Here is a 25,730-nt window from a genome sequence, read left to right as displayed (position 1 = left end):
CGGCGATCAGTCCTGGTACGTGGGTGCGGGTGGGGTCGGCGGGTCACCGAGGGAGGCGAGCCAGCGGCGATGGATGCGCGTCCAGGTGCCGTCGTTGCGGATGCGTTCGAGGGTGGCGTTGACGAAACGCACCAGGTCGTCATCGCCCTTGGGGATGCCGATCCCGTACGGCTCGGCGCTGATACTGCCGCCGACCACCTCGGTGTAGGGATCCTGGGCGGCCAGGCCGGCCAGGATCGAATCGTCGGTGCTCACCGCGTCGACCTGGCGTTGCTGCAACACCACCAGGCAGTCGGCCCAGGTCGGCACGGTCAGGATGGTGGCGGCGGGCTGATCGCGGCGGATGTGGTCGAGCGAGGTGGTGCCGCGGGCCACGCAGACCCGTTTGCCCGCCAGGTCGGCCAGGCCGTTGATGCCGGAGTTCTTCACCGCCAGCACCCGCTGGTCGGCGCGCAGGTAGACCGTGGAGAAGGCCACGCGCTGACGCCGTTCGCAGGTGATGGTCATGGTCTTGGCGATCAGGTCGACGGTGTGGTCCTGGAGCGCGCGTTCGCGCTCTTCCGAAGCGAGACTGCGGTATTCGATCAGATCCGGGTCGCCGAGCAGATCGCGGGCGATCTCGCGGGCGATGTCGACGTCGAAGCCGACGATGCGGCCGGTCAACGGGTCGCGGAAGCTGAACAGGTTACTGCCCGAGTCGAGTCCGACGACCAGGCGACCGCGGGCGCGGATGGCCTCGATGGTCGGTCCGCTCGCGGTGCTCGGACGCAGACTGGCCGTCGGGTCGCCGCACTGTTCGCCACTGCGCGGCGGCACGGGAGTGTCGGTGCCGACGGGGATCGCCTTGGCGGGCAACGGCGGTTCGGAATAGACGCCGCGTTCGTCGGGCGCCGGGGTGCTGTCGGAGCAGCCGGTGAACAGCGCCATCGAGGCCAGCAGCAGCGCCGCGCCGACGCGCGCCCGCCTCACCGGTACTCCCGCAGCCGCGGCCACAGGCCGAGACCGACACCGGCGGCCGCGGCGATACCGAGCACGAGCGCGCCGGGACCGAGGAACGACAGCACATCGGTGGCCTGGGAGACCTTGGAGCGCAGGGTGTCGCGGGCCGCGGCGGAGGCTTCGGTCAGCGCGCGGTCGATGGCGTCGACCTGGGCGGTGGAATCGGCCGCACTGGGGCCGGTGGCGACAGCGGCCGCGCCGACGAAATCGCCGCGGGCCAGGGTGTCGTTCATCCTGGCGTGCGCCGACTGCCAGCGGGTCAGCGCGGCGCGCGCGGCGGCGACCTCGGCACGGGCGGGTGCGTCGTCGGGGTAGCCGTCGAGCAGTTCGGTGAGCCGGGCGGCGTTGACATCGAAGGTGCGGTCGTAGTCGCCGGTGGCGTCGCGGCGCACCAGCTTGACCATCTCCGCGGATCTGGCCTGCTGCACCAGGATTCGGCTCTCGGCCAGCCGCGCGGCCGGCACCGCGCCCTGATCACGGCAGTTGATCATCGCGATCGCCGACAGTGAACCGGCCACCACTGTCCACAGCAGCGTCAACGCCAGCGCGGCCGTGCTGATCAGCAGACCCATATTGAAGAAACGACGTGAGCGGCGGGCGAGTTCGACCTGCACCCAGACCAGCGCGGCCAGCGCCACCACGAGCAGCACGATGGCAGGCCATGGCGGCTGCACGTGCCGGTGCTGGGCGGCGGTGACCGCGTCGATGCGGTGGGTCTCCAGTTCCTCGGCCATCGGCAGCAAGGTGGTCTGCATCTGGTGCGAGGCCTCGCTGAGGTAGGCCGCGCCGACCGGGTAGCCGTTGCGGTTGTTGGCCCGGGCGGTCTCGATCAGGCCGGTGTAGACCGGCAGACCGGTGGCGATGCCGGTGCGCAGGCGGCGGTCGGTGCCGTGCGGGTCGGCGGCTTCCTCGACGGAGAGGTGCCCGGACTGGGCGACCAGCTCGGCCGCGGCCTCGCCGATGGCCTGGGTGTAGCGGTCGCGCACCGCCTGCGGTTCCAGGCCGCCTGCGATGAACGCGGTGCTCGCGGCGGCGTCGGCGATCGAGAGCGAGGAGTACAGGTGATTGGCCGAATGGGCGTCGGGTTCGGTGTCGTCGAGCAGGACGCCGAGCGCTTGCTGGCGGTCGCGCACGATCGTCGAAGTCATCGCTCCCGCGGCCACGCACAGCACCATCAGCACCAGTCCGGCGGCGACCAGACGACCCGGCGAGGACTGCGCGAAGCTGCGCATCCGGGCCGGATCGAACTGCGCGCGCAACGCTCTGACGTCGGGCGCGGGCGGGCGCTCGGTGCCGATGGCCGGGCGGCGCGACGGTGCGCGCTTGCCGGTCACCGGTGTCGACGCGGTGCCCGTCGCGGTCTCCGCACCCGCTCCGGCCTGCGATGACGAGGCCGAACGCACCGCGGCGACCTCCGTCGAGGCAGTACGGTTCCCCGGTCCGACCACAGTTCACCTCCCCGACTAGTCCGCGCGCCATTGCTGTAACGGAGTTTATGGTGGTGCGACGGGCGGCGCAGCCTCCCGGGCACCCCGGAGGCGGTTGCTGGTCGGCTGCTACGGAAGAGAGTAGTTCTGATGCGCGGTGACGGAGACGGCTGGGCGACGAGTCCGGGTGGGGTTCGGCATTGGGGGCGGTTCGGTGCGGCGGGACTGCTGCTGCGTGCGCCCCTGCCCGCCGGTGGGTCGGCGGTGCTGTTGCAGCATCGGGCGCCGTGGAGTCATCAGGGTGGGACCTGGGCGTTGCCCGGTGGGGCCCGTGATTCGCACGAGACGGCCGAGCACGCCGCGGTCCGCGAAGCCGAGGAGGAGGCGGGCATCACCGCCGATCTGCTCCGTGTCCGCGCGCAACGTCTCACCATGACCGCTCCGAGCGGCTGGACCTACATCACCGTCGTCGCCGACGCCGAATCCCCGCTGGCCACCATCGCCAACAAGGAGAGCTCCGAACTCGCCTGGGTCCCCGAGGCCGAGGTCACCGACCTGCCCCTGCATCCCGGTTTCGCCACCGCCTGGCGCACCCTGCGCGCGATCCCGCTGCGCGTCGAGCCCGCCGACGACGAACTCGCCGCCGCCCTGCCCCGCACCGTCGACCTGCGCGACCAGGGCTTCTTCTGGCTGCACACCAGCATCGACACCCCGGGCGCCACGATCGCCATCGACACTCCGACCCTCTCCGGCCCCACCCTCACCCGCGCAGACCTCCTGTCCTGACCCACCCGACAGTCGTCCACGAAGTTGGACGATTGATCACCAGGCCACCAGGTAGACGAACGTCGAGAAGGAAAATCCCTGAGGGCCTGGTGATCAATCGTCCAGATCCTGAAGGTGGTCAGGTTGCGGCGAGGAGGGCTTGTTTGAGGGCGCGGGCGGCGGCTTCGGGGTCGGGGGCTTCGGTGATCGCGCGGACGACGACCACGCGGCGGGCGCCGGACGCGAGGACCTCGGGGACGCGGTCGAGGTCGACGCCGCCGATGGCGAACCAGGGCAGGGTCGGGTGCGAGTCGGCGGTGGAGCGGACCAGGTCGATACCGGCGGCCTGGCGGCCGGGCTTGGTCGGGGTGGTCCAGACGGGGCCGGTGCAGAAGTAGTCGAGGTGGCCGTCGATCGCGGCGAGGCTCGCCTGATTGCGGTTGTGGGTGGAGCGGCCGATCACCACGTCGGGGCCGAGGATGCGCCGCGCGTAGGCGGGCGGGAGATCGCCCTGGCCCAGATGCAGCACGTCGGCGCCGGCCGCCAGCGCGATATCGGCGCGGTCGTTGACCGCGAGCAGCGCGCCGTGGCGGCGGGTGGCGGCCTTGATCTCGGCCAGCGCGCCCAGCTCGGCCTTGGCCTCGAGCGGACCGAACTCGGCCTCACCGGGCGAGCCCTTGTCCCGCAGCTGCACGATGTCGACGCCACCGGCCAGGGCCGCGTCGACGAACCTGGCCAGATCACCCTTTTCCCGGCGCGCGTCGGTGCACAGATACAGCAGTGCGCTCGACAGGCGCTCCCTGGGCGGGACGGAACGATTCGGATGGGAGGGCTGCACGGTCTCGACGGTAGTCGCGCTACCGTGGGGATGCGAACGCCGTGGCGGGCGACAGGCGGAAAAAGACAGGTGGAACGTGATGCGGACTCTGGCGGTCGTTGGCGGCGGCGCCGTCGGACTCGCCGTCGCGTGGCGGGCCGCCGAGGCGGGCTGGACCGTCACCGTCTTCGATCCGGCGCCCGGTTCCGGCGCCTCCTTCGTGGCGGGCGGGATGCTTGCGCCGCTGTCGGAGGGCTGGCCGGGTGAGGACCGGGTGCTGGCTTTCGGCGCGGCCGCGCTGGCCGAGTGGCCGGCTTTCGCCGAGCGGCTGCGCGCGGTCACCGGGGAGTCGGTGTTCGTCGCCGAGCAGACGCTGACCGTCGCCCTGGACGCCGCCGACGCCGCCGACCTGCGCACCGTCTCGGACTGGCTCGCCGGCTTCGGTCACGACCTGCGGGTGCTCGACCGCGCCGGGGTCCGCGCCATCGAACCCGCACTGGCCCGCACGGTCCGCGCCGGGCTGCTCGCCACCACCGAACCCGCCGTCGACAACCGCCGCGTCCTGCACGCGCTGCGCGCCGCCTGCGCCGCCGCCGGTGTGGAGATCCGCGCGGAAGCCGTTGCGGCACTGGCCGAGCTGCCGCACGACCGGATCGTGCTCGCCGCAGGCGCCCACTCCGCCGAGCTGTGGCCCGGCCTGCCGGTGCGTCCGGTGAAGGGAGAGATTCTGCGGCTGCGCCGCCGTGCGGGGGTGAGTCCGCCGCCGAGCCGGGTCATCCGGGCCAGGGTGCACGGCAGGCATGTCTACCTGGTGCCGCGCGCGGACGGAATCGTGCTGGGCGCAACACAATACGAGGCCGGCCACGACACCACGGTCACCGTCGGTGGCGTCCGCGACCTGATCGCCGACGCCGAGACCATCCTGCCCGGCATCGCCGAATACGAACTGGCGGAAGCGAACGCGGGCTCACGCCCCTGCACCCCCGACAACCTCCCGCTGCTCGGCCCGCTCGACGAGCGCGTCGTGGCGGCCACCGGCCACGGCCGCAACGGCATGCTGACGCTGGCGCTGACCGCCGCCGTGCTCCCCGCCCTGCTCGACGGGCAGACACCCCCGGTCGCCGAAGCCGTATCCCCCCATCGTTTCCCGGCATCTTCGATGCTGTCGTCCCCAGGAGGAGTTCGATGACCTCGACCATTCCGATCGGCGTCACCGTCAACGGTGTCGATCACGAGTTCGCCGAGCCACTCAGCATCCGCGAACTGCTGACCAGGCTCGAATTGCCCTGTCAGGGTGTGGCTTTGGCCGTCGACGGCGCGGTGTATCCGAAATCGCGCTGGGACGAACCGGTCGGGCGCGGCTGGACCATCGAGGTGCTGACGGCGGTTCAGGGTGGCTGAGCACGGCCTGCGCATCGCCGACAAGGAGTTCGGCTCGCGCCTGATCATGGGCACCGGCGGCGCCGAGAACCTCGCCGTCCTCGAGGAGGCCCTGATCGCCTCGGGCACCGAGCTGACCACCGTCGCGATGCGCCGCGTCGACGCCGCGGGCGGCACCGGCGTGCTGGACCTGCTCAAACGCCTCGACATCACCCCGCTGCCCAATACCGCGGGCTGCCGCACCGCCGCCGAGGCCGTGCTCACCGCGCAGCTGGCGCGCGAGGCGCTGGAGACCAACTGGGTCAAGCTCGAGGTCGTCGCCGACGACCGCACCCTGCTGCCGGACCCGATCGAACTGCTCGACGCCGCCGAACAGCTGGTCGACGACGGTTTCGTGGTCCTGCCCTACACCACCGACGACCCCGTCCTGGCCCGCAGGCTCGAGGAGGCGGGGTGCGCGGCGGTGATGCCGCTCGGCTCGCCGATCGGGACAGGTCTGGGCATCGGCAACCCGCACAATATCGAGATGATCGTCGCCGCCGCGGGCGTGCCGGTCATCCTCGACGCGGGCATCGGCACCGCCAGCGACGCCGCCCTGGCCATGGAGCTGGGCTGCTCGGCGGTGCTGCTGGCGACCGCGGTGACCAGGGCGCGTGAGCCCCGGCTGATGGCCGAGGCGATGGCCGCCGCCGTGCGGGCTGGTTATCTGGCCGGGCAGGCCGGGCGCATCCCCAAGCGGTTCTGGGCTCAGGCGTCTTCCCCATCCCGGTAGTCCTTCGGCTCAGGGTCGGGTCATCCTCGAGGATGACCCGACTCGCGACCTCACGGCGACGCGCTCGCCACCTTCGTCCGGCAAGCTGGGGCTCATGATCGAGCTGAAGGGCCTGACGAAGCAATTCGGCCAGACCGTCGCGGTGCAGGACCTCTCGTTCACCGTCCAACCTGGACTGGTGACCGGGTTCCTCGGACCCAACGGTGCCGGTAAATCGACGACCATGCGGATGATCCTCGGGCTGGACCAGCCCACCTCGGGCACCGCGCTGATCAACGGCAAGCACTACCAGGAGCTCGAGCGTCCGCTGACCCAGGTCGGCGCGCTGCTCGACGCCAAGTGGGTGCATCCGAACCGGTCGGCGCGCGCGCATCTGGAGTGGCTGGCCGCCTCGAACGACCTCCCGAAGTCCCGGGTGGAGGAGGTGCTGCGCCTGGTCGGCCTCTCCGAGGTGGCGAACAAGAACGCGGGCGGGTTCTCCCTGGGCATGTCCCAGCGGCTGGGCCTGGCCGGCGCGCTGCTCGGTGACCCGAAGGTGCTGCTGTTCGACGAGCCGGTCAACGGCCTCGACCCCGAGGGCATCCTGTGGATCCGCCGGTTCATGCAGCGGCTGGCCGCCGAGGGCCGTACGGTGCTCGTCTCGAGCCACCTGCTCTCGGAGATGGCCCAGACCGCCGAGCACCTGATCGTGATCGGTCGCGGTCAGCTCATCGCCGACACCACCACCAAGGACTTCATCGAGCGCGCCTCCGAGCAGTCGGTGCGCGTGCGCAGCCCCCAGCTCGACCAGCTGCGCAGCCTGCTCACCTCGCACGGCATGACCGTGCGCGAGGAGGGCGACAACGCCCTGATCGTGGCCGGGGTGAGCAGCGACGAGGTCGGCAAGGTGGCGGGCACCAACAACGTCACCCTCTACGAGCTCGCGCCGCAGCAGGCCTCGCTCGAGGAAGCTTTCATGCGGATGACCGGCGGTGCGGTGGAGTACCACGGTGCGTCCCTCGACCAGGTGATGGGAGGTGCGCTCTGATGGGCGTGCTCGCTGCGGAACGAATCAAACTCACCTCCACCCGTTCGCCCTGGTGGTGCTCGGCGGTGGTGGTCCTGCTCGGTATCGGCCTGGCCGTGCTGATCGCGGTGGTGACCAAGACCGCGGGCAACACCGACCCCAGCTCGCAGCCGGACATGCTCACCACGAGCGTGGCGGCCTCGGGTGTGGCCGGCTTCGGCGTGATGGTCCTGATGATCATGGCCGCGCTGACGGTGACCAGCGAATATCGCTTCGGCGTCATCCGCGCCAGCTTCCTCGCGGTGCCCAACCGGACCAAGGTCGTGGTGTCCAAGGCCGCCCTGGTCGGCGGTTACGCGGCGGTGCTCACCGGCGTGCTCTCGCTGATCGCCTTCGCGGTGGCCAAACTGATCGCCGGTGACACGGCGACCAACCTGGTGCTCGACGGCAACTGGCGCGGCATCTACAGCGTCCCGATCTACGCGCTGCTGTGCGTGTTCCTCGCGATCGGGGTCGGTGTGCTGGTGCGGCAGTCGGCGGCGGCGATCTCGCTGATCGTGCTGTGGTCGCTGCTGCTGGAGAACCTGCTCGGCGCGTTCGGTGGCTTCGGCCGCGCGGTCAAGCCGTTCCTGCCCTTCCAGAATGCCAACCGCTTCCTGAGCGTCGAGGAGTACGAGGCGAACTGGCACTGGGGTATCTGGGGCAGCCTGATCTACTTCGCGGTGTTCACGGCGATCGTGTTCGGTGCGGCCCTGGTGGTCGTCAACCGGCGCGACGCCTGACAGACAACCCGGGCGGCCCTCGCAACAGCCCGGGTTCCCTTCGACCGGCCGCTGCCCGGCCGGTCGAAGGCACGACCGCCGGTCCGCTGGAGGCAAACAGCGGACCGGCGGTTGTCGTCGGGTGATATACCCTGGCGGCGTGAGTGATACGCCTTCTGGCGGGGTGGATCCGCGGCCGCACGACGCGGACCCGGAGGTGGTCATCCCGCTGGAGCCGACCGAGACCGATCAGCCCGACTCCGCCGCGCGCGCGACGGACGCGCGGACCGGCCGCAGGCGCCCCCAGATCTCCTCGAAATTGCAGGCCGCCAACCGCCGCGCCGATGTGATCGGCGCCGTGCGCAAGGCCCGGCAGCAGCTGCCCGGTGACCCGGCGTTCGGCGATCCGCTCTCGGTCTCGGGCCCCGGCGGCGCCAGGGCGGTGGCCCGGGTCGCGGACAAGATCGTCGGTGGCACCCCGACCGCGGCCAGGGAGATCGGCTTCGGCGCGCTCCAGGTCTGGCAGGCGGCGCTGGAACGGATCGGGCGAGGGCGCGGCACCGAACAGGTGACCATCGTCTTCACCGATCTGGTCTCGTTCTCCAGCTGGTCGCTCGCCGCGGGCGACGAACGCACGCTCGAGCTGCTGCGCAAGGTCGCCAAGGCGATCGAGCCGCCGATCGCGGAGCGGGGCGGTCAGGTGGTCAAGCGCATGGGTGACGGCCTGATGGCGGTGTTCTCCTCGCCCGATCGCGCGGTGCGCGCGGCGCTGGCGGCCCGGCGCAATCTCGCCGGCGTCGAGGTCGACGGCTACAAACCCCGCATGCGCGTCGGCCTGCACACCGGTTCGCCGCGCGAGATCGGCGGCGACTGGCTCGGCGTCGATGTCAATATCGCCGCGCGCATGATGGAGGCGGGCGGCAACGGCAACATGATGCTGTCCAGCACCACGCTCGAGGCGCTGCGCCCGGAAACGCTCGGTGAGCTGGGCGCCACCGTCAAGCCCTACAAACGCAATTTCTGGGCCGCGCCGCTCAACGGCGTCCCCGAGGACGTGCGGATCTTCAAGCTCACCGCCCCCTGACCACGGCTACTGCAGCCAGAGCACCGCGCCGACGGCGGCCATCGCGGCGGCGACGAGCAGGGCGATCGAGAGCTGGCGGTTGGTCTTCCAGGTGGTGTAGACCCCGCCCAGCAGGAAGCCGGTGAGGGCGAACAACAGGATCACGCCGGTTTGAGAGGACATGGGTCCATCTTGCCTGGTCGATTGCCCGCGATTAACAAGCACGCATGCTTGCTTTTTTTGTGAACCGGTGTGATCCTGGACCGCATGAGTCTTCTCTCGGCCGACCCGGACCTGATCCGGATCGGCAACTGCTCCGGCTTCTACGGTGACCGGCTCAGCGCCATGCGCGAGATGCTCGAAGGCGGGCAGCTCGACGTGCTGACCGGCGACTACCTCGCCGAACTCACCATGCTCATCCTCGGCCGCGACCGGATGAAGGACCCGAGCCTCGGCTACGCCAAGACCTTCGTCAAGCAGATCGAGGACTGCCTCGGCCTCGCGCTCGAACGCAATGTCCAGATCGTCACCAATGCCGGCGGCCTCAACCCGGCCGGGCTGGCCGAGCGGCTGCGCAAGGTCGCCGCCGACCTCGGCCTCGACGCCAAGATCGCCTATGTCGAGGGTGACGACCTGGTCGGGCGTGCCGCCGAGCTCGACCTCGGGCAGCCGCTGACCGCCAACGCCTACCTCGGCGCGTGGGGCATCGTGGAGTGCCTGAACTCCGGCGCCGATATCGTCGTCACCGGCCGTGTCACCGACGCCTCGGTGATCGTCGGCCCGGCCGCGGCCCACTTCGGCTGGGATCGAACCGATTACGACGCGCTGGCGGGCGCGGTGGTCGCCGGGCACGTGATCGAGTGCTCCACCCAGGCCACCGGCGGCAACTTCGCCTTCTTCACCGAACTGCCCGATCTGGGCCGCCCCGGCTTCCCGATCGCCGAGATCCGCCGCGACGGTTCGTGCGTGATCACCAAGCACGACGGCACCGGTGGCGCGGTCACGGTCGACACCGTCGAAGCCCAGCTCATGTACGAGATCCAGGGCGCGCGCTACGCCGGTCCCGACGTGACCACCCGCCTCGACACCATCGCGCTGACCCAGGAAGGCCCGGATCGGGTGCTGATCAGCGGTGTCACCGGTGAGGCGCCGCCGCCGCAGCTCAAGGTCTCGCTGAACACCCTCGGCGGCTTCCGCAACGAGATGGAGTTCGTCCTCACCGGCCTCGACATCGAGGCCAAGGCCGCGCTGGCGCAGCGCCAGCTCGAGTCCTGGCTGCCGGTCAAGCCCGCCGAGCTCACCTGGACCCTGGCGCGGCTGGACCGCCCCGACGCCGACACCGAGGAACAGGCCAGCGCGCTGCTGCGCTGTGTGGTGCGCGATCCCGATCCGAACAAGGTCGGCCGTGGATTCTCCAGTGTCGCCGTGGAATTGGCGCTGGCCAGCTATCCCGGCGCGAGCTTCACCGCGCTGCCCGGCAACGGCTCGCCCTACGGCGTGTTCACCCCCGGTTTCGTCGACGCGCACGAGGTGCCGCATATCGCCGTGCTCGCCGACGGCACCCGCGTCGATATCGCTCCCGCGACCGAAACCGCTGTGCTGGAACCGGTTCCGGAGCCCGAGCTGCCGCAGCCCCCGCCCACCGGCGAGACCCGCCGGGTCCCACTCGGCACCATCGCCCTCGCGCGCAGCGGCGACAAGGGCGGGGACGCCAATATCGGCGTCTGGGTGCGCACCGACCAGCAATGGCGGTGGCTGGTGCACACCCTCACCGTCGACAAGCTGCGGGAACTGCTGCCCGAGACGGCCGAGCTGACCGTCACCCGCACCGTGCTGCCCAACCTGCGCGCGGTCAACTTCATCATTTCCGGTCTGCTCGGCAAGGGCGTCGCCTACCAGGCGCGGTTCGACCCGCAGGCCAAGGGGCTCGGCGAATGGCTGCGCTCCCGCCACCTAGAGATGCCGACGGAGCTGCTCGCATGACATCTGTTTGGGACACCCCGGAACGTAAGGAGCTGCGCGCCACCGTGCGCGGCTTCGTCGAGCGGGAAATCCTGCCCGACCTCGACACCTGGGAGCGCGATGGCCTGATTCCCCGCGAATTGCACAAGAAGGCAGGCGAACTCGGCCTGCTCGGCATCGAGTACCCCGAATTCGCCGGTGGCGAAGGAGGTTCCCCGATCGACGGGGTGGTGCTCAGTGAGGAGCTGCACCTCGCCGGTGCCTCGGGCGGACTGTGGGCCTCGCTGTTCACCTGCGGAATCTCGTTGCCGCACATCATCGCCTCGGGTAACCAGGAGCAGATCGACAAGTGGGTCAAGCCGACCCTGGCCGGTGACCTGATCGGCTCGCTCGCCATCACCGAGCCCGGCGGTGGCTCCGATGTCGGCCACCTCACCACCTCGGCGGTGCGTGACGGCGACGACTTCATCATCAACGGCGCCAAGACCTTCATCACCTCCGCCTGCCGCGCCGACTTCATCGTCACCGCCGTGCGCACCGGTGGACCCGGCGCCGCCGGGGTCTCGCTGATCATCGTGCCCACCGACACACCGGGTTTCGAGGTCACCCGCAAGCTGGAGAAGATGGGCTGGCTGGCCTCCGACACCGGCGAGCTGTCGTTCACCGATGTGCGGGTGCCCGCGACGAATCTGGTCGGCGCGGAGAACTCCGGGTTCGCCCAGATCGCCAGCGCGTTCGTCAGCGAGCGGGTCGGCCTGGCGGTGCAGGCGTACTCGATGGCCCAGCGCGCCCTCGACCTCACCCTCGAATGGTGCCGCAACCGTGAGACTTTCGGCCGCCCGCTGATCAGCCGCCAGTCGGTCCAGATGACCCTCACCGAAATGGCGCGGCGCATCGACCTCGCTCGCGTCTACACGCGCTCGCTCGTCGAGCGCGTGGAGAACGGCGAACAGGGCCTGATCGCGGAAGTCTGCTTCGCCAAGAACACCGCCGTCGAAACCGTGGAATGGGTCGCCAACCAGGCGGTCCAGCTGCACGGCGGCATGGGCTACATGCGCGAGTCCGAGGTGGAGCGCATCTACCGCGACATCCGCATCATCGGCATCGGCGGTGGCACCAACGAGATCCTGACCATGCTGGCGTCGAAAGTATTGGGGTACCAAGCATGACGACCTTCCGTTCCACCCTCGACCCCGCGTCCGAGGAGTACACCGCGGCCGCCGAGGCCATGTCGGCCAAGCTCACCGAGATCGAGGGCGAGTTCGCCAAGGCCATCGCCGGTGGCGGGCCCGACAAGGTGGCCCGGCATCACAAGCGGGGCAAGCTGACCGCGCGCGAGCGCATCGAGCTGCTGCTCGACGAGGACTCACCGTTCCTCGAGCTGTGCCCGCTGGCGGCCTGGGGCAGCGACTTCCACGTCGGCGCGTCGACCATCGCCGGAATCGGCGTCGTCGAAGGTGTCGAGTGCATGATCGTCGCGCCCGACCCGACCGTGCGCGGTGGTACCTCCAATCCGTGGACGCTGCGGAAGACATTGCGCATCAACGACATCGTGCGCGAGAACCGGCTGCCGGTGATCTCGCTGGTGGAGTCCGGCGGCGCCGATCTGCCGACGCAGAAGGAAGTCTTCATCCCGGGCGGCGCGATGTTCCGCGACCTCACCCAGGCCTCTGCGGCCGGAATCCCCACCATCTCCCTGGTTTTCGGCAACTCGACCGCCGGTGGCGCCTACATCCCCGGCATGTCCGACTATGTGGTGATGGTCAAGGAAGGCGCGAAGGTCTTCCTGGCAGGCCCGCCGCTGGTGAAGATGGCGACCGGTGAGGACTCCGACGACGAGACCCTCGGAGGCGCCGAAATGCACGCGCGCACTTCGGGTCTGGCCGATTACATGGCCGCCGACGAGCAGGATGCCATCCGGATCGGGCGCGGCATCGTGCGCAGGCTGAACTGGAAGAAGCAGGGCCCCGAGCCGCGCGCCGAGGTGATCTCGCCGCTCTACGATCCCGAGGAACTGCTCGGGATCGTCCCCTCGGACCTCAAGATCCCGTTCGACCCGCGCGAGGTCATCGCCCGCGTGGTCGACGGTTCCGACTTCGACGAGTTCAAGCCGCTCTACGGCTCCAGCCTGGTCACCGGCTGGGCCGAGATCAACGGCTTCCCGATCGGCATCCTGGCCAATGCGCGCGGTGTGCTGTTCTCCGAGGAATCGCAGAAGGCCACCCAGTTCATCCAGCTGGCGAACAAGAAGAACACGCCACTGCTGTTCCTGCACAACACCACCGGCTACATGGTCGGCAAGGAATACGAGCACGGCGGCATCATCAAGCACGGCGCGATGATGATCAACGCGGTCGCCAACTCCAAGGTGCCGCACATCTCGCTGCTGGTCGGCGCCTCCTACGGCGCGGGCCACTACGGCATGTGCGGTCGCGCGTTCAACCCGCGCTTCCTGTTCGCCTGGCCCAGCGCCAAATCCGCGGTGATGGGCGGTGCGCAGCTGGGCGGCGTGCTCACCATCGTGCAGCGCGGCGCGGCCGAGTCCAAGGGCCTGCCCTTCGACGAGGAGGCCGCCGCCGGTCTCGCCGCCATGGTCGAGGCGCAGATCGAGGCCGAGGCGATGCCGATGTTCCTGTCGGGCAGGCTTTTCGACGACGGCATCATCGACCCCCGTGACACCCGCACCGTGCTGGGGATGGCCCTGTCGGCCATCCACACGGCACCGATCCAGGGCGCCGAGGGCTTCGGCGTCTTCCGAATGTGAGGCGCACAGTGTCTATGTCCCCCACCCCACCCCGGATCACGAACGTTCTCGTCGCCAACCGTGGTGAGATCGCGCGCCGCGTGTTCGCCACCTGCCGTCGGATGGGTATCGGCACCACCGCCGTCTACTCCGACGCCGACGCCGCGGCCCCGCACGTCGGCGAGGCCGACGCCGCCATCCGGCTGCCCGGCAACACTCCCGCCGAGACCTACCTGCGCGGCGAGCTGATCATCGAGGCCGCGCTGTCGGCCGGCGCCGACGCCATCCACCCCGGCTACGGATTCCTTTCGGAGAACGCCGAATTCGCGCGGTCGGTGCTCGACGCGGGTCTGGTGTGGATCGGTCCGCCGGTCGCGGCGATCGAGCAGATGGGCTCGAAGGTCGAGTCGAAGAAGATGATGGACGCCGCCGGTGTCCCCGTCCTCGCCGAGCTCGACCCGGCCGAGGTCACCGAGGCACACCTGCCGGTGCTCATCAAGGCCTCCGCCGGTGGTGGCGGTCGCGGCATGCGCGTGGTGCGCGAGCTGGGCGACCTCCAGGACCAGATCGCGGCGGCTCGCCGAGAGGCCGAATCGGCCTTCGGTGACCCGACCGTGTTCTGCGAGCGCTACCTCGAGACCGGCCGCCACATCGAAGTCCAGGTCATGTCCGACACTTTCGGCAAGACCTGGGCCGTGGGCGAGCGTGAATGCTCGATCCAGCGCCGTCACCAGAAGGTCGTCGAGGAGGCGCCCTCGCCGCTGGTCGAGAAGATCGACGCGTTGCGAGCTCAGGGGTGGGACACGCAAGCGCAGCGTGACCACGCAGGCCCCGCGAGCAGCGCCGATGGGCAGAGCATGCGGGATCGGTTGTTCGAGGCGGCCAGGCTGGCTGCTGAGGCGATCGGGTACGAGGGTGCGGGCACCGTCGAGTTCCTGGCTGATGAGAAGGGTGACTTCTTCTTCCTGGAGATGAATACCCGCCTCCAGGTGGAACATCCGGTCACCGAGCAGACCACCGGCCTGGACCTGGTCCGCCTGCAGTTGCAGGTGGCCTCGGGTCTGCCGCTGCCCGCCACCCAGCCCGCTCAGCGCGGTCATTCGATCGAGGTCCGTCTCTACGCCGAAGACCCGGCGCACGATTGGCAGCCGCAGAGCGGTCCGGTGCACAAGCTCGAAATTCCGTTCACCGCAGGCGAATTCACCGTTCTCGACCAGCCCGGCGTGCGCCTGGACACCGGCATCGTCGACGATTCGGTGGTCGGCGTGCACTACGACCCGATGCTGGCCAAGGTGATCTCCTACGCCGAAACCCGGGCCGAGGCAGCGCATCTGCTCGCCACCGCGTTGCAGCGGGCCAAGATCCACGGCCTGGTCACCAACCGCGATCTGCTCGTGCGGGTCCTGCGGCACCCGGCGTTCCTGGCCGGTGACACCGACACCGCCTTCTTCGCCACCCACGACCTGGCCGCACTGTCCGCGCCGCTGGCCTCGGAGTCCGACGAAGCACTTTCGATCGTCGCTGCGGCACTGGCGGATTCGGCCGCCAACCACGCCGCGAGCCGCTACACCCGGCTGGCCCCCAGCGGCTGGCGCAACCTGGCCTCGCTGCCGCAGACCAAGTCCTACGAGAGCCGCACCTCCGGTACCCACGAGGTGCGCTACCGCTTCACCCGCACCGGTGTACAGGTGGAAGGCCACGAGGGTCTGGAACTGATCTCCGCGACACCGGAGCGGGTGGTGCTGGCGGTGCCGGGCGAACGCGGTCCGGTACGCAGGCAGTTCGAGATCGCCCGCTACGGCGACCTCGTGACGGTGGACTCCCCGCTCGGCCCGGTGGCCGCGCGCAGGCTGCCGCGCTTCACCGACCCGGCCGAACAGGTCGCGGCCGGGTCGCTGCTCGCCCCGATGCCGGGCAGCGTCATCCGGCTCGGCGCGGCCGAAGGAGACCAGGTCAGGCAGGGTCAGCCGATCCTGTGGCTGGAGGCGATGAAGATGGAACACACCATCGCCGCGCCGGCCACCGGCATTCTCAGCGCACTCAATGTGACCGTCGGCCAGCAGGTCGAGGTCGGAACCGTTCTCGCCGTCGTCGAGGAAGAAGAGCAGGAGCAGGCATGAGTTTCATTGAAACTGAAGAGCAGAAGGCGCTGCGGGCGGCGGTCGCGTCGCTGGCGGCCAAATACAACTACCGCGACTACGTGCTGCCGCGCTCGCGCAAGAACGAGCCGCTCACCGAACTGTGGGACGAGGCGGGCAAGCTCGGATTCCTCGGCGTCAACCTGCCCGAGCAGTTCGGCGGCGGTGGCGCCGGCATGTACGAGCTGGCGCTGGTGCAGGAGGAACTCGCGGCCCAGGGTGCCGGGCTGCTGCTGATGGTCGTCTCCCCGGCGATCTGCGGCACCATCATCACCAAATACGGCACCGACGCGCAGAAACAGACCTGGCTGACCAAGCTGGCCGACGGCTCGTCGAAGATGGTCTTCGCCATCACCGAGCCCGACGCGGGCTCCAACTCGCACCAGATCACCACCACCGCCCGCCGCGACGGCAGCGACTGGATCCTCAACGGCCGCAAGATCTTCATCTCCGGGGTCGACCAGGCCGAGGCCATTCTGGTGGTCTCACGCACCGAGGACCACAAGACCGGGAAGCTCAAGCCTGCGCTGTTCATCGTCCCGGTCGACGCGCCCGGCCTGGTGAAGAACGTCCAGGAAATGGACATCATCGAACCGGACAATCAGTTCACGCTGTTCTTCGATGATGTGCGGCTGCCCGCCGATGCGCTCGTCGGCTCCGAGGACGCGGCTATCGCGCAGTTGTTCGCGGGTTTGAATCCGGAGCGGATCATGGGTGCGGCCATGGCGGTCGGGCTCGGTCGCTACGCCATCGACCGGGCCGTGGAATACGCCAAGGAGCGTACGGTTTGGAAGACTCCGATCGGTGCGCACCAAGGTATTTCGCATCCGTTGGCTCAGGTCAAGATCGAGCTGGAGCTGGCGAAGTTGATGATGCAGAAGGCCGCGACGCTTTACGACACCGGTGATGAGTTCGGTGCTGCTGAGGCGGCCAATATGGCTAAGTACGCTGCTGCGGAGGCGAGTATCAAGGCGTTGGATCAGTCGATTCAGACGCATGGTGGGTCGGGGTTGACTCGGGAGGTTGGGCTTGCGGCTATGTTGCAGGCTTCGCGGATTGCTCGGATTGCGCCGGTCAGTCGGGAGATGGTGTTGAACTTTGTTTCGCAGCATTCGCTTGGGTTGCCGCGCTCGTACTAGTCCCGGACGGTGGTTGCCCCGGTGGTGGGGCGACCACCGCACCCTCTCGAGTGATCAGGAGTCCCGATGAGTGATGTGACGGAAGCACCGTTCGTTCGGTATGAGGTGGTCGATGGGTTCGCGACGTTGACCTTCGATTCGCCGCATAATCGGAATGCGCTGTCGTCCAAGTTGGTTGGTGAGCTGCTGGCTGGATTGGACGCGGCGAACGCTGATCCCGCCGTGCGCGGGATCGTGCTGGCCCACACGGGGGACACCTTCTGTGCGGGCGCCGATCTCAAAGAGGCGAGTAGTGCTGATCCGGCGACGGCGGCTGATCAGCGCACGCGGGTGATGATCGATGTGTTGCGCGGCATTCTCGCCTCGCCCAAGCCGGTGCTCGCGCAGATCGATGGCAATGTGCGGGCGGGGGGTATGGGCATCATCGCTGCCTGCGATCTGGTGGTGGCCGGTCCTGGCAGCAGTTTCGCGCTCACCGAGGTGCGGATCGGGATGGCGCCGTTCATGATCTCGCTCACGCTCGTGCCCCGGCTCGACCAGCGTGCGGCGAGCCGCTACTTCCTGACGGGGGAGCGGTTCGACGCCGCGACGGCGCGGGAGATCGGGCTGGTCACGGTGGCCGCCGCGGATGCCGCCGCCGAGGTGAAACGCCTGTGTGGCGAGCTGCGGAAGGGTTCGCCGCAGGGGCTGGCGGAGTCCAAGAAGCTGGTCAACGCGGCGCTGCTGGCGACCTTCGACGTCGAGGCCGAGGCGCTGGCGCAGCGGTCGGCCGGCTTCTTCGGCACCCCTGAAGTGATCGAGGGCATGACGGCCTTCTTCCAGAAGCGCCCGCCCAGCTGGGCACAATAGTCCGATGGCGACACCCCACGAACCCAAGCAGGACCGCAGCCGGGCCACCCGGCAGCGGCTGCTCGAGGCGACCATCGACTGCCTGGCCGAGACCGGCTGGGCCGCCGCCACCGTCTCGGTGGTCGCCGAGCGGGCCGGGGTGTCGCGCGGTGCGGCCCAGCACCACTTCCCGACCAGGGAAGAGCTGATCACCGCCGCGCTCGAGTACATGTTCGACACCAGAATGGACCAGTCGACCGCGGAGGCGGCCACGATCAACGAGGTCGCCGAGGGCGCAGGCCGCACCCGCGCCGTCGTCTCCGGCCTGGTCGAGTCCTACACCTCACCGCTGTTCAAAGCCGCGCTCCAGGTGTGGACGCACGCCGCCGCCGACCCCGCCCTGCGGGAACGCATCGTGCCCATGGAGGCCCGCTTCGGCCGCATCGCCCACCGCCGCGCCGTCGAAGCGCTCGGCGTCGACGACTCCGACCCGGTCAACCACCACCTGGTCCAGGCCACCCTCGACCTGGCCCGCGGCCTCGGCCTCGCCGACGTCCTCACCGACGACTCCGCCCGCCGCAAACTGATCGTCGACCAGTGGGCGGCGACCCTGCACACCGCCCTCAACACCCCAGAACAGCCCTTGTGACCTGTACCTTTCCGGGTATATAGTCTCTGCATGGGGGAATATATATCGAGGGACTGCGACATGACCAAGCGACTGATCGAGATCGACGACGAGCTACTTGCCTCCGCGCAGGACGCGCTCGGTACGTCGGGTGTCTCCGATACTGTTCGCGCAGCGCTGCATTCCGCGGCGGTGGCCGCTGCCCGCGCACGTCACGTCGAATGGCTGATCAACGGTGGGATGGCCGAGTTGGCCGACAAGGATCGGCGCGATGAAGTATGGCGATAACCGCTCGATTCCTCGTCGATACGAGCGCATATGCGCGAATGAACCGCCCCGATGTCGCCCGAGACCTGGTACCGCTGATCGAGTCCGGCGTTGTTGCCACGTGCGCCGTGCTGGATTCCGAGGTTCTCTACAGCACTCGTAGCCCATTCGAATACGAACAGGTGCGCGCGGACCGCCGCGCATTGTTCGAATATCTCCCGACCAATGACGAGCACTGGCACAGCGCGTTCGCCATTCAGCGCGAACTCGCCCGTTCCGGTCGTCACCGTGCGGTCGGCATCCACGATCTGCTCGCCTCGGTCCTGGCGGTCGAGCACCGGTTGGTACTGCTTCATTACGACGCCGATTTCGAAACCGTCGCGTCGGTGGTCGACCTCAACCACCGCTGGGTCGCCCCACGCGGCACCCTCGACGCGTCCTGATGCCGGCCTGATGTGATGTCACACTGCGCACCGCCGCTCCGTCATCTCTGTGAACGCGTAAGCAGCGACGGAGGAGCAGACCATGGGTGAGCAGCAGAAGATCGCGGTGGCGGGTGCGACCGGCCGGCTGGGCAAGCACGTCGTTGACGTGCTGAACGAGCGCGGCCACGAGGTCGTGGCGTTCTCTCGCGCGAACGGAGTCGACATCGAGACCGGCGCCGGCCTCGACGAAGCGCTCACAGGGGTGGACATCGTGATCGACGCCTCGAGCACACCCTCGGCGGACCAGCGGGTGGCCACGGAATTCTTCACTGCCGCCGCCCGCAATCTCCACGCGGCCGGTGCGCGGGCTGGTGTACAGCGGCTGGTGGTTGTCTCCATCATCGGGATCGACGGCTCAATGGCCGGCTACAACGCCGCCAAGCTCGCCCACGAACAGGAATTGCTGAAAGGATCTGTGCCGGTGCAGATTCTGCGTGCCGCACAGTTTCACGAGCTGGTCGAGGTGATGATGGGATGGGGGACCCAGGGCTCGGTCGCCCACCTGCCCGCGATGCGCACCCAACTGGTCGCGGCGCGCACGGTCGCCGAGGCGCTGGTCGACTTGGCGACGAATCCGGTTCCCGCCGAGGAGATTCCATTCCCCGAGATCGCCGGCCCGCGCCCGGAGACGATGGCGGGGGCGGCCACCGCGCTGGTCGCGGCGCGCGGTACCGACCTGGAGGTCGTCGAGGTCTCCGACCCCGCCAACCCCGACCGCGAGCAGTTCGAGAACGGCACCCTGCTGCCTTCCCGCCACGCCGTCCTCGCCGGCCCGAGTTTCGCCGAGTGGCTGGTGCACGCGCGCTGACCACGTCGTCCTCGCAGGCCCGAGTTTCGCCGAGTGACTGGCGCAGGCGCGCTGACCACGTCGTTCTCGCGGGGCCGAGTTTCGCCGAGTGGTTGGCGTAGGCGCGCTGACCAGGCCGTTCTCGCGGGGCTGAGTTTCGCCGAGTGGTTGGCGTAGGCGGGCTGGCCAGGCTGTTCTCGCGGGGCTGAGTTTCGCCGAGTGGTTGGCGTAGGCGGGCTGGCCAGGCTGTTCTCGCGGGGCTGAGTTTCGCCGAGTGGTTGGGGCAAGCGGGCTGGCCAGGTCGAACGGCCCGGCGGATACTGTTCCGCCGGGCCGTTTTTCGGGTGGATCGACTACGTCTTCGGCTGGGTCAGGTCGTACATGGTGACCCCGTCGACGGTGGTCGCGGTGAAGTTCTCCGTGACCCAGGTGCTGATCGCCGAACTGGTCGACGCGCTGTTGCCGCCGGGACCGCCACCGCGCCCACCGGAGATGAAGTAGTGGATCTGCCCCTCGGCCACATAGCGCTGGAACTGCTCGAGCGTGGGCGAGGGATCGCTACCGTTGAACCCGCCGATCGGCATGACCGGGAGCTCGGTGGCGAGCTGATAACCTGCCGCGCTGTTGGACCCGACCGTCGCGGCGACCCAGGTGAAATCGCCACCATCCGCCTCGAGCATCGTGACAATCTGATCACTCGGCCGTGAGCCACTGAGCAGCCCACCAGCACCACCCATCCCCGGCCCACCTTCAGCACCACCCATGTTCGCACCGCCCCCGGGCGTAGCTGCGGCGCCGCCGGCCGTGCTGCCGTCCGCCGACATGCCGCCGGGTGTGCTGCCGTTCGGGGTTGCGCCGCTACCGGGTGTGCCGCCGTCGCCCGGCCCGCCGCCGGGCGTACTGCCGTCCGCTGGCATGCCGCCGGGCGTGCTCCCGTTCGGGGCTGTGCCGCTACCGGGTGTGCCACCGTCGCCCGACACGCCGCCGGCCGTGGTGCCGGTCGGGGGTGTGCCGCCATCGCCCGGCATGCCGCCGGGGGTGGTGCCGTCGCCCGGCATGCCGCCAGGTGCGGTGGTGCTGTTCGGAGGTGTGCCGCCGAGGGTGGTGCCGTCGCCCGGCATGCCGCCAGGTGCGGTGGTGCCGTTCGGAGATGCGCCGCCGCCGGGCATCGCACCCCGCTGACTGTCGCGCCCGTCGGGGCGTCCACCGGGACCGCCCATTCCGTGCATCCCACCGGCACTCGGCCCCGCGCTCGGGATCGCACCGGAATGCGAACTCGCGAGCGTGTCGATCGAATAGGCGACCGGACCAGCGAGCCCGACGAAGGCGACGGCCAGCGCCGCGGCGACGGATTGCTTGCGCGCCAAGGGGAACGCCAGCGCGATCGTCACCAGAATGCCGAGCGCCAGGATCGTCCATCGCAGCCACGGCTGGAAGGAAGCGCTGCGCGACAACAACATCCACGCTGTGGCAGTGGTGAGCCCGACGCCGAGCGCACAGGCCAGCCGCACCCACAGCCGATCACGCGCACCCCACAGCTGCATCGCGCCGATGCCGACCAGTGCGGCGACCGCCGGTGCGAGCGCAACGGTGTAGTACTGGTGGAAGATGCCTGCCATGTAGCTGAAGACCAGGCCGGTGACGAGAAGCCAACCGCCCCAGAGGATCAGCGCCGCCCGGCGCTCGTCGGTGCGCGCCGCACGGCCCCGAAGGACGAGCCCGACCACCAGGCCGACCAGCGCGGCCGGGATGAGCCAGGCGATCTGACCGCCCTGCGCGGCGTCGAACATCCTGGTGATCCCGGTGCTGCCCCACATACCGTTGCCGCCGGCGGGCAGCTCGCCGCCGGGCCCGACACTGCCGGTCTCGTTGCCGTTCAACCGGCCGAGCCCGTTGTAACCGAGGGTGAGCTCGATGATCGAATTGTTCTGCGAGCCACCGATCCACGGACGGCTGTCGGCTGGCCACAGTTCCACGATCAGCAGCCACCAGCCCGCCGCGGCCACCATGGCCGCACCGGCGGCGAACAGCTGCGCGATGCGCTTGCCGAGTTTCGGCGGCCCGGCGATCAGATAGGTCAGTGCCAGCGCGGGCACCACGAGCAGCACCTGCAATTGCTTGGCGAGGAAGCCGAATCCGATCAGTCCACCGGTGAGTACCAGCCACCGCCACCGGCCGTCGGCGACCGCGCGGGTCATCGCCCAGGCCGCCGCGGTCATCAGCAGGACCAGTAGCGCGTCGGGGTTGTTGAACCGGAACATCAGCACCGCGACGGGAGTCACCGCGAGCACCGTGCCCGCGATCAGTCCGGCCGCCGGGCCGAACGAGCGCCGCACCGTCGCCCACAGCATCGCCACGGTCGCGACGCCGAGCAGCACCTGCGGTACCAGGATGCTCCAGCTGCTCAGCCCGAACAGCCGCACCGACAGTTCCATCACCCACAGCGAGGCGGGCGGTTTGTCCACGGTGATCGAGTTGGCCGCGTCGGAGGAGCCGAAGAAGAACGCTGTCCACGATTGCGAACCCGCTTGTATCGCAGCGGAATAGAAGTCGTTGGCCCAGCCGTTGGCGCTCAGGTTGATCAGGTAGGCGATAGCGGTGCCGAGGAGCAGCGCCGCGAGCGCGGGCCGTTCCCAGCGTGGTCGCGAGGCGACGGGCGACGCGGGCTCCGCGGCGGTCGGCGGTGCGAGAGTGGCGGTCATCGGGGCACCACCAGTGAGTTCGGTGCGCACAGTGCGGTGGCGGTCATCGACTCACCTCCATGCCCTGTGCCGGGTTGACGGCACGACGGCGACGGACGGCGTCGAGTTCGTCGTGGAAGTCGGCCGGGTGCTCTCGCGCGTCCCCCGCGTGCCGGAACACCCAGCGCAGGCCGACGAAACGGATGAGGGTAGCCACCAGATTCGCCGTCACCAGCACCCCGAGTTCCACCGTGACGGCGGCGTCGGGCGCCCAGCGGTGCAGCGCGAACAGCGAGCCGCTGGTGATCGCCAGCCCGAACCCGAAGATCGCCAGCCCCTGGAACTGATGCGACACCGCATCGGCCCGTCCGCGCACACCGAAGGTGAAGGCCCGGTTGGCCGCGGTATTGCCGATCGCGGTCACCAGCAGCGCGAACAGATTCGCGCCCTGGGCGCCGAGCAGCGGCTGCAACAGCAGGTACAGCACGATATAGGCCAGCGTCGAGCTCACCCCGACGATGGCGAAGCGCACCAGCTGCCCGATCATGCCCAGCGGCACTCCGGCCACCAGCGGCTCGCGGCCGACGGCTGCGCGCAGCTCGTCCAGCGGCAGCGCGCCGGTGGTCAGCGCCTTGGTCAGCCGCCAGATGCCGCGCAGATCCTTGCGCGCGGTGTCGACGATGTCGACCCGGCTGTCGGGGTCGTCGATCCAGTCGACGGGCACCTCGTGGATGCGCAGCCCGGCCCGCTCGGCCAGCACGAGCAGTTCGGTGTCGAAGAACCATTCGCCGTCGCGCACCAGCGGCAGCAGCTCCCGCGCGACATCGCTGCGAATGGCCTTGAACCCGCACTGCGCGTCCGAGAAGCCCGCGCGCAGTGTGGTTTTCAGGATCAGGTTGTAGCAGCGGGAGATGAACTCGCGCTTGGGTCCGCGCACCACGCGCGCGGCGGAATCCAGGCGGGTGCCGATCGCCAGATCGGAGTGCCCCGACACCAGCGGCGCGACCAGCGGCAGCAGTGCGTTGAGATCGGTCGACAGGTCGACGTCCATATACGCGACCACCGTCGCGTCCGACCCGCTCCACGCGGCCCGCAGCGCCCGCCCGCGCCCCTTCGCGTCCAGGTGCAGCACCTCCACCTCGTCGAGCTCGTCGGCCAGCAGCTCGGCCACGTCGAGGGTGGCGTCGGTGCTGGCATTGTCGGCGATCGTGATGCGGGCGGTGAACGGGAAACCGTCGCGCAGGTAGGCGTGCAATCTGCGCACGCACAGCCCCAGATCGGTCTCCTCGTTGTAGACGGGTATCACCACATCGAGCACCGGCGCCCGGCTGCTCTGCATGGCCTTCTGCTCGGCCTCGGTCTGTGTCATACGACCACAGTCGGCGGCGGCGCTGCCACCGAGCTGGGACCGGCCTGGGAGGTTGCTGGTAACTCTGGACAGGGCCGCTAGCGGCCGCGCCGCACTCGCAGCACACTGTCGGCGCGCTCGCCGGCCACGCCGTCGGGGCTGGTCGAGGGGCTGTAGACCAGTTCGGCGGTTTCCACCTGCCACTCGGGGCCGAGGGCGAGCTGGTCGAGGACCTGCTCGATGGTGGGGAAGGAGGCGTGCCCGTGCGGGGGGTCGGTGACCCAGCTGGGCCAGCCGTGGTGCCCGCCGATCACCAGCACGCCACCGGGCGCGACGGCTGACGCGGCCCGGCGCAGAATGCTCGAGCGCTCGTCGGGACGCTCCACCGGCGAGTGCAGGAACTGGGCGGAGACCAGGTCGAAGGTGCCCGCGGGGAAGCTGTCCTGGAGGTCGTGGCGCGCCCAGGTGATGGTCAGCCCGGCCTGCGCGGCGCGTTGCTCGCCGCGGGCCATGGCGGTGGTGGAGATGTCGACGCCGGTGACCTGCCAGCCGCGTTCGGCCAGCCACAGCGCGTCGGCGCCCTCGCCGCAGCCCAGGTCCAGCGCGGTGCCGGGGGTCAGCTCGCTCACCTCACGGACCAGCAGCGGATTCGGGTTTCCGGTCCAGATCTGCTCGCGATCGCGGTAGAAATCCTCCCAGAACTGTTCGGCGGTCGGCGTGGTCTCGGTCATCGATGCTCCTGGTCTGCTCGGGAAGTAGTGCGACCATGGTGTGTCGACACCCAGAAAAGAGGCAACAAAACTTGCTGTTCCGGCAAAGGGAGCCCCGCGGGTGGCGCATCGGCGTGCCGCCAATAGGCTGGTTGTTGTGACGCGCGGTTACTCGAAAGCAGGCGATGTGCCGGGCCGTCGCGTCGACGCCCGCACCGAGCGCTGGCGCGAACACCGGGTCCAGGTCAGGATCGAATTCGTCGACGCCGCCTTCCGCGCGCTGGACCGGGTCGGCCCCGATGTGAGCATGGGCGACATCGCCAAGGAGGCCGGCGCGGCCAAGCCCAAGCTCTACCGCCATTTCGAGGACAAGACCGACCTCTACAACGCGATCGTCGACCGGGTCCGCGACATGCTCTGGGAACGCGTGCTCACCAGCGTCAACCTCACCGACGACGCCGTCGCCGAACTCGTGCGCACCGGCGCCGCCGCCTATGTCGCGGTGGTGTCCGAGCATCCGAATGTCTTCCGGTTCATGCTGCACAGCCATTTCAGTCAGCAGGCCAAGGAAACCGAGCGGGCCCTGGTCGCCGCCCGCCAATCCGCGCGGCGGGCAGCGGAATTCCTCGCGGAGCTGGTGCCGACGGAGCCGATCGACGTGGCCGGGATCGAACTGGTGAACTATTCGATTTTCGGTGCGGTGGCCTCGGCCACGGACTGGTGGCTCGGCGCGAATCAGCGTGAGGTGTCGGCGATGCCGGTGGAGCGCTTCGTCGACTATCTGGCCGAAAGCATTTCGGCACTGGCCCAGGCGCATGCCCGCTTCAACGGGGTCAGAATCGACCCCGCGCAACCCTTGCGTGACGCCTTCACTGTGTTGGTCTGAGCGCTGGCGCGCTCGAGTTCGCGGCCCCGCCGGTCCCGGGGGGGGGGGGCCCCCGCGGGGGGCAGGAGGGGCGACCGCCCCGGCCCCCCAGCACGCGGCGGCCGCCCCCCCCCCCCCCCCCCCCGGCCCCCCCCCCCC

At 69.5% G+C, this 25,730-nt stretch carries 25 protein-coding genes; 18 read left to right on the top strand and 7 right to left on the bottom strand.

Annotated elements, in window-relative coordinates; all coding sequences use genetic code 11:
- Positions 1-6: 6 nt before the first annotated feature.
- On the bottom strand, positions 7-969 hold the full coding sequence (locus ACFXK0_RS19450; RefSeq protein WP_379411888.1) for a glutamate ABC transporter substrate-binding protein: 963 nt from the start codon (positions 967-969) through the stop codon (positions 7-9).
- On the bottom strand, positions 966-2,402 hold the full coding sequence (locus ACFXK0_RS19445; protein ID WP_379411887.1) for a hypothetical protein: 1,437 nt from the start codon (positions 2,400-2,402) through the stop codon (positions 966-968). Before ACFXK0_RS19445 ends, ACFXK0_RS19450 begins: the two co-directional genes overlap by 4 nt.
- A gap of 174 nt (positions 2,403-2,576) precedes the next feature.
- On the opposite strand from ACFXK0_RS19445, the gene ACFXK0_RS19440 reads away from it, so the two are divergent.
- Positions 2,577-3,212 (top strand): NUDIX domain-containing protein, encoded by a 636-nt coding sequence (locus tag ACFXK0_RS19440; RefSeq protein ID WP_379411886.1) that lies wholly within the window; start codon positions 2,577-2,579, stop codon positions 3,210-3,212.
- A gap of 118 nt (positions 3,213-3,330) precedes the next feature.
- Here ACFXK0_RS19440 and thiE read toward each other — a convergent pair whose 3' ends face one another.
- Positions 3,331-4,029 (bottom strand): thiamine phosphate synthase, encoded by a 699-nt coding sequence (gene thiE / locus ACFXK0_RS19435; protein WP_379411885.1) that lies wholly within the window; start codon positions 4,027-4,029, stop codon positions 3,331-3,333.
- Between the two features lie 79 nt (positions 4,030-4,108).
- On the opposite strand from thiE, the gene thiO reads away from it, so the two are divergent.
- From thiO to ACFXK0_RS19405, 6 genes are all read left to right on the top strand, one after another.
- Complete coding sequence (gene thiO / locus ACFXK0_RS19430; protein WP_379411883.1) at positions 4,109-5,197, top strand: glycine oxidase ThiO; 1,089 nt, start codon at positions 4,109-4,111, stop codon at positions 5,195-5,197.
- Positions 5,194-5,409, top strand: coding sequence for a sulfur carrier protein ThiS (gene thiS / locus ACFXK0_RS19425; RefSeq protein ID WP_378824121.1), 216 nt, complete (start codon positions 5,194-5,196; stop codon positions 5,407-5,409). The genes thiO and thiS overlap by 4 nt, the downstream gene beginning before the upstream one ends.
- The gene (locus ACFXK0_RS19420; protein ID WP_379411882.1) at positions 5,402-6,160 is read left to right on the top strand and encodes a thiazole synthase; all 759 of its coding nucleotides are present in this window, start codon (positions 5,402-5,404) and stop codon (positions 6,158-6,160) included. The genes thiS and ACFXK0_RS19420 overlap by 8 nt, the downstream gene beginning before the upstream one ends.
- A gap of 94 nt (positions 6,161-6,254) precedes the next feature.
- Complete coding sequence (locus ACFXK0_RS19415) at positions 6,255-7,187, top strand: ABC transporter ATP-binding protein (protein ID WP_379411880.1); 933 nt, start codon at positions 6,255-6,257, stop codon at positions 7,185-7,187.
- On the top strand, positions 7,187-7,948 hold the full coding sequence (locus tag ACFXK0_RS19410) for an ABC transporter permease (protein WP_379411878.1): 762 nt from the start codon (positions 7,187-7,189) through the stop codon (positions 7,946-7,948). The genes ACFXK0_RS19415 and ACFXK0_RS19410 overlap by 1 nt, the downstream gene beginning before the upstream one ends.
- Before the next feature lie 196 nt (positions 7,949-8,144).
- Complete coding sequence (locus ACFXK0_RS19405) at positions 8,145-9,011, top strand: adenylate/guanylate cyclase domain-containing protein (RefSeq protein WP_379412016.1); 867 nt, start codon at positions 8,145-8,147, stop codon at positions 9,009-9,011.
- 6 nt (positions 9,012-9,017) lie between these two features.
- On the opposite strand, the gene ACFXK0_RS19400 is transcribed toward ACFXK0_RS19405, so the two are convergent.
- Complete coding sequence (locus ACFXK0_RS19400; RefSeq protein ID WP_379411877.1) at positions 9,018-9,173, bottom strand: hypothetical protein; 156 nt, start codon at positions 9,171-9,173, stop codon at positions 9,018-9,020.
- Positions 9,174-9,257: 84 nt separating this feature from the next.
- Here ACFXK0_RS19400 and ACFXK0_RS19395 point away from each other — a divergent pair, with 84 nt between their 5' ends.
- The 10 genes from ACFXK0_RS19395 to ACFXK0_RS19350 all read left to right on the top strand — a co-directional run bounded on the left by ACFXK0_RS19395 (position 9,258) and on the right by ACFXK0_RS19350 (position 19,988).
- Positions 9,258-10,973 (top strand): acyclic terpene utilization AtuA family protein, encoded by a 1,716-nt coding sequence (locus tag ACFXK0_RS19395; protein ID WP_379411875.1) that lies wholly within the window; start codon positions 9,258-9,260, stop codon positions 10,971-10,973.
- On the top strand, positions 10,970-12,121 hold the full coding sequence (locus ACFXK0_RS19390; RefSeq protein WP_379411874.1) for an acyl-CoA dehydrogenase family protein: 1,152 nt from the start codon (positions 10,970-10,972) through the stop codon (positions 12,119-12,121). Before ACFXK0_RS19395 ends, ACFXK0_RS19390 begins: the two co-directional genes overlap by 4 nt.
- Complete coding sequence (locus ACFXK0_RS19385) at positions 12,118-13,716, top strand: acyl-CoA carboxylase subunit beta (RefSeq protein ID WP_379411872.1); 1,599 nt, start codon at positions 12,118-12,120, stop codon at positions 13,714-13,716. Before ACFXK0_RS19390 ends, ACFXK0_RS19385 begins: the two co-directional genes overlap by 4 nt.
- 14 nt (positions 13,717-13,730) lie before the next feature.
- Positions 13,731-15,815, top strand: coding sequence for an acetyl/propionyl/methylcrotonyl-CoA carboxylase subunit alpha (locus tag ACFXK0_RS19380; RefSeq protein ID WP_379411871.1), 2,085 nt, complete (start codon positions 13,731-13,733; stop codon positions 15,813-15,815).
- A complete protein-coding gene (locus ACFXK0_RS19375) occupies positions 15,812-16,972 on the top strand; it encodes an acyl-CoA dehydrogenase family protein (RefSeq protein ID WP_379411869.1) in 1,161 nt (386 codons plus the stop codon). The genes ACFXK0_RS19380 and ACFXK0_RS19375 overlap by 4 nt, the downstream gene beginning before the upstream one ends.
- A gap of 66 nt (positions 16,973-17,038) precedes the next feature.
- Positions 17,039-17,821 (top strand): enoyl-CoA hydratase family protein, encoded by a 783-nt coding sequence (locus ACFXK0_RS19370; protein WP_379411868.1) that lies wholly within the window; start codon positions 17,039-17,041, stop codon positions 17,819-17,821.
- Between the two features lie 4 nt (positions 17,822-17,825).
- Positions 17,826-18,449, top strand: coding sequence for a TetR/AcrR family transcriptional regulator (locus tag ACFXK0_RS19365; protein ID WP_379411867.1), 624 nt, complete (start codon positions 17,826-17,828; stop codon positions 18,447-18,449).
- A 60-nt stretch (positions 18,450-18,509) separates the two neighbouring features.
- On the top strand, positions 18,510-18,716 hold the full coding sequence (locus ACFXK0_RS19360) for a DUF2191 domain-containing protein (protein ID WP_379411866.1): 207 nt from the start codon (positions 18,510-18,512) through the stop codon (positions 18,714-18,716).
- Complete coding sequence (locus tag ACFXK0_RS19355) at positions 18,707-19,138, top strand: PIN domain-containing protein (protein WP_379411864.1); 432 nt, start codon at positions 18,707-18,709, stop codon at positions 19,136-19,138. The genes ACFXK0_RS19360 and ACFXK0_RS19355 overlap by 10 nt, the downstream gene beginning before the upstream one ends.
- A gap of 82 nt (positions 19,139-19,220) precedes the next feature.
- Positions 19,221-19,988, top strand: coding sequence for an SDR family oxidoreductase (locus ACFXK0_RS19350; RefSeq protein ID WP_379411863.1), 768 nt, complete (start codon positions 19,221-19,223; stop codon positions 19,986-19,988).
- A gap of 332 nt (positions 19,989-20,320) precedes the next feature.
- On the opposite strand, the gene ACFXK0_RS19345 is transcribed toward ACFXK0_RS19350, so the two are convergent.
- From ACFXK0_RS19345 to ACFXK0_RS19335, 3 genes are all read right to left on the bottom strand, one after another.
- The gene (locus ACFXK0_RS19345; RefSeq protein ID WP_379411862.1) at positions 20,321-22,669 is read right to left on the bottom strand and encodes a glycosyltransferase family 39 protein; all 2,349 of its coding nucleotides are present in this window, start codon (positions 22,667-22,669) and stop codon (positions 20,321-20,323) included.
- A gap of 43 nt (positions 22,670-22,712) precedes the next feature.
- On the bottom strand, positions 22,713-24,017 hold the full coding sequence (locus tag ACFXK0_RS19340; protein ID WP_379411861.1) for a glycosyltransferase: 1,305 nt from the start codon (positions 24,015-24,017) through the stop codon (positions 22,713-22,715).
- Between the two features lie 77 nt (positions 24,018-24,094).
- A complete protein-coding gene (locus ACFXK0_RS19335) occupies positions 24,095-24,727 on the bottom strand; it encodes a class I SAM-dependent methyltransferase (protein ID WP_379411860.1) in 633 nt (210 codons plus the stop codon).
- A 136-nt stretch (positions 24,728-24,863) separates the two neighbouring features.
- On the opposite strand from ACFXK0_RS19335, the gene ACFXK0_RS19330 reads away from it, so the two are divergent.
- Positions 24,864-25,592 carry a TetR/AcrR family transcriptional regulator gene (locus tag ACFXK0_RS19330; protein WP_379411858.1) on the top strand — a complete coding sequence of 243 codons (729 nt, stop codon included), beginning with the start codon at positions 24,864-24,866 and terminating at the stop codon, positions 25,590-25,592.
- Positions 25,593-25,730: the final 138 nt, after the last annotated feature.

The organism is Nocardia sp. NPDC059177 (assembly GCF_042755165.1).
Classification (GTDB): Bacteria; Actinomycetota; Actinomycetes; order Mycobacteriales; family Mycobacteriaceae; genus Nocardia.
Note: the sequence above shows the minus strand (reverse complement) of the source record. Positions and strands in the feature narration are given on the sequence as shown.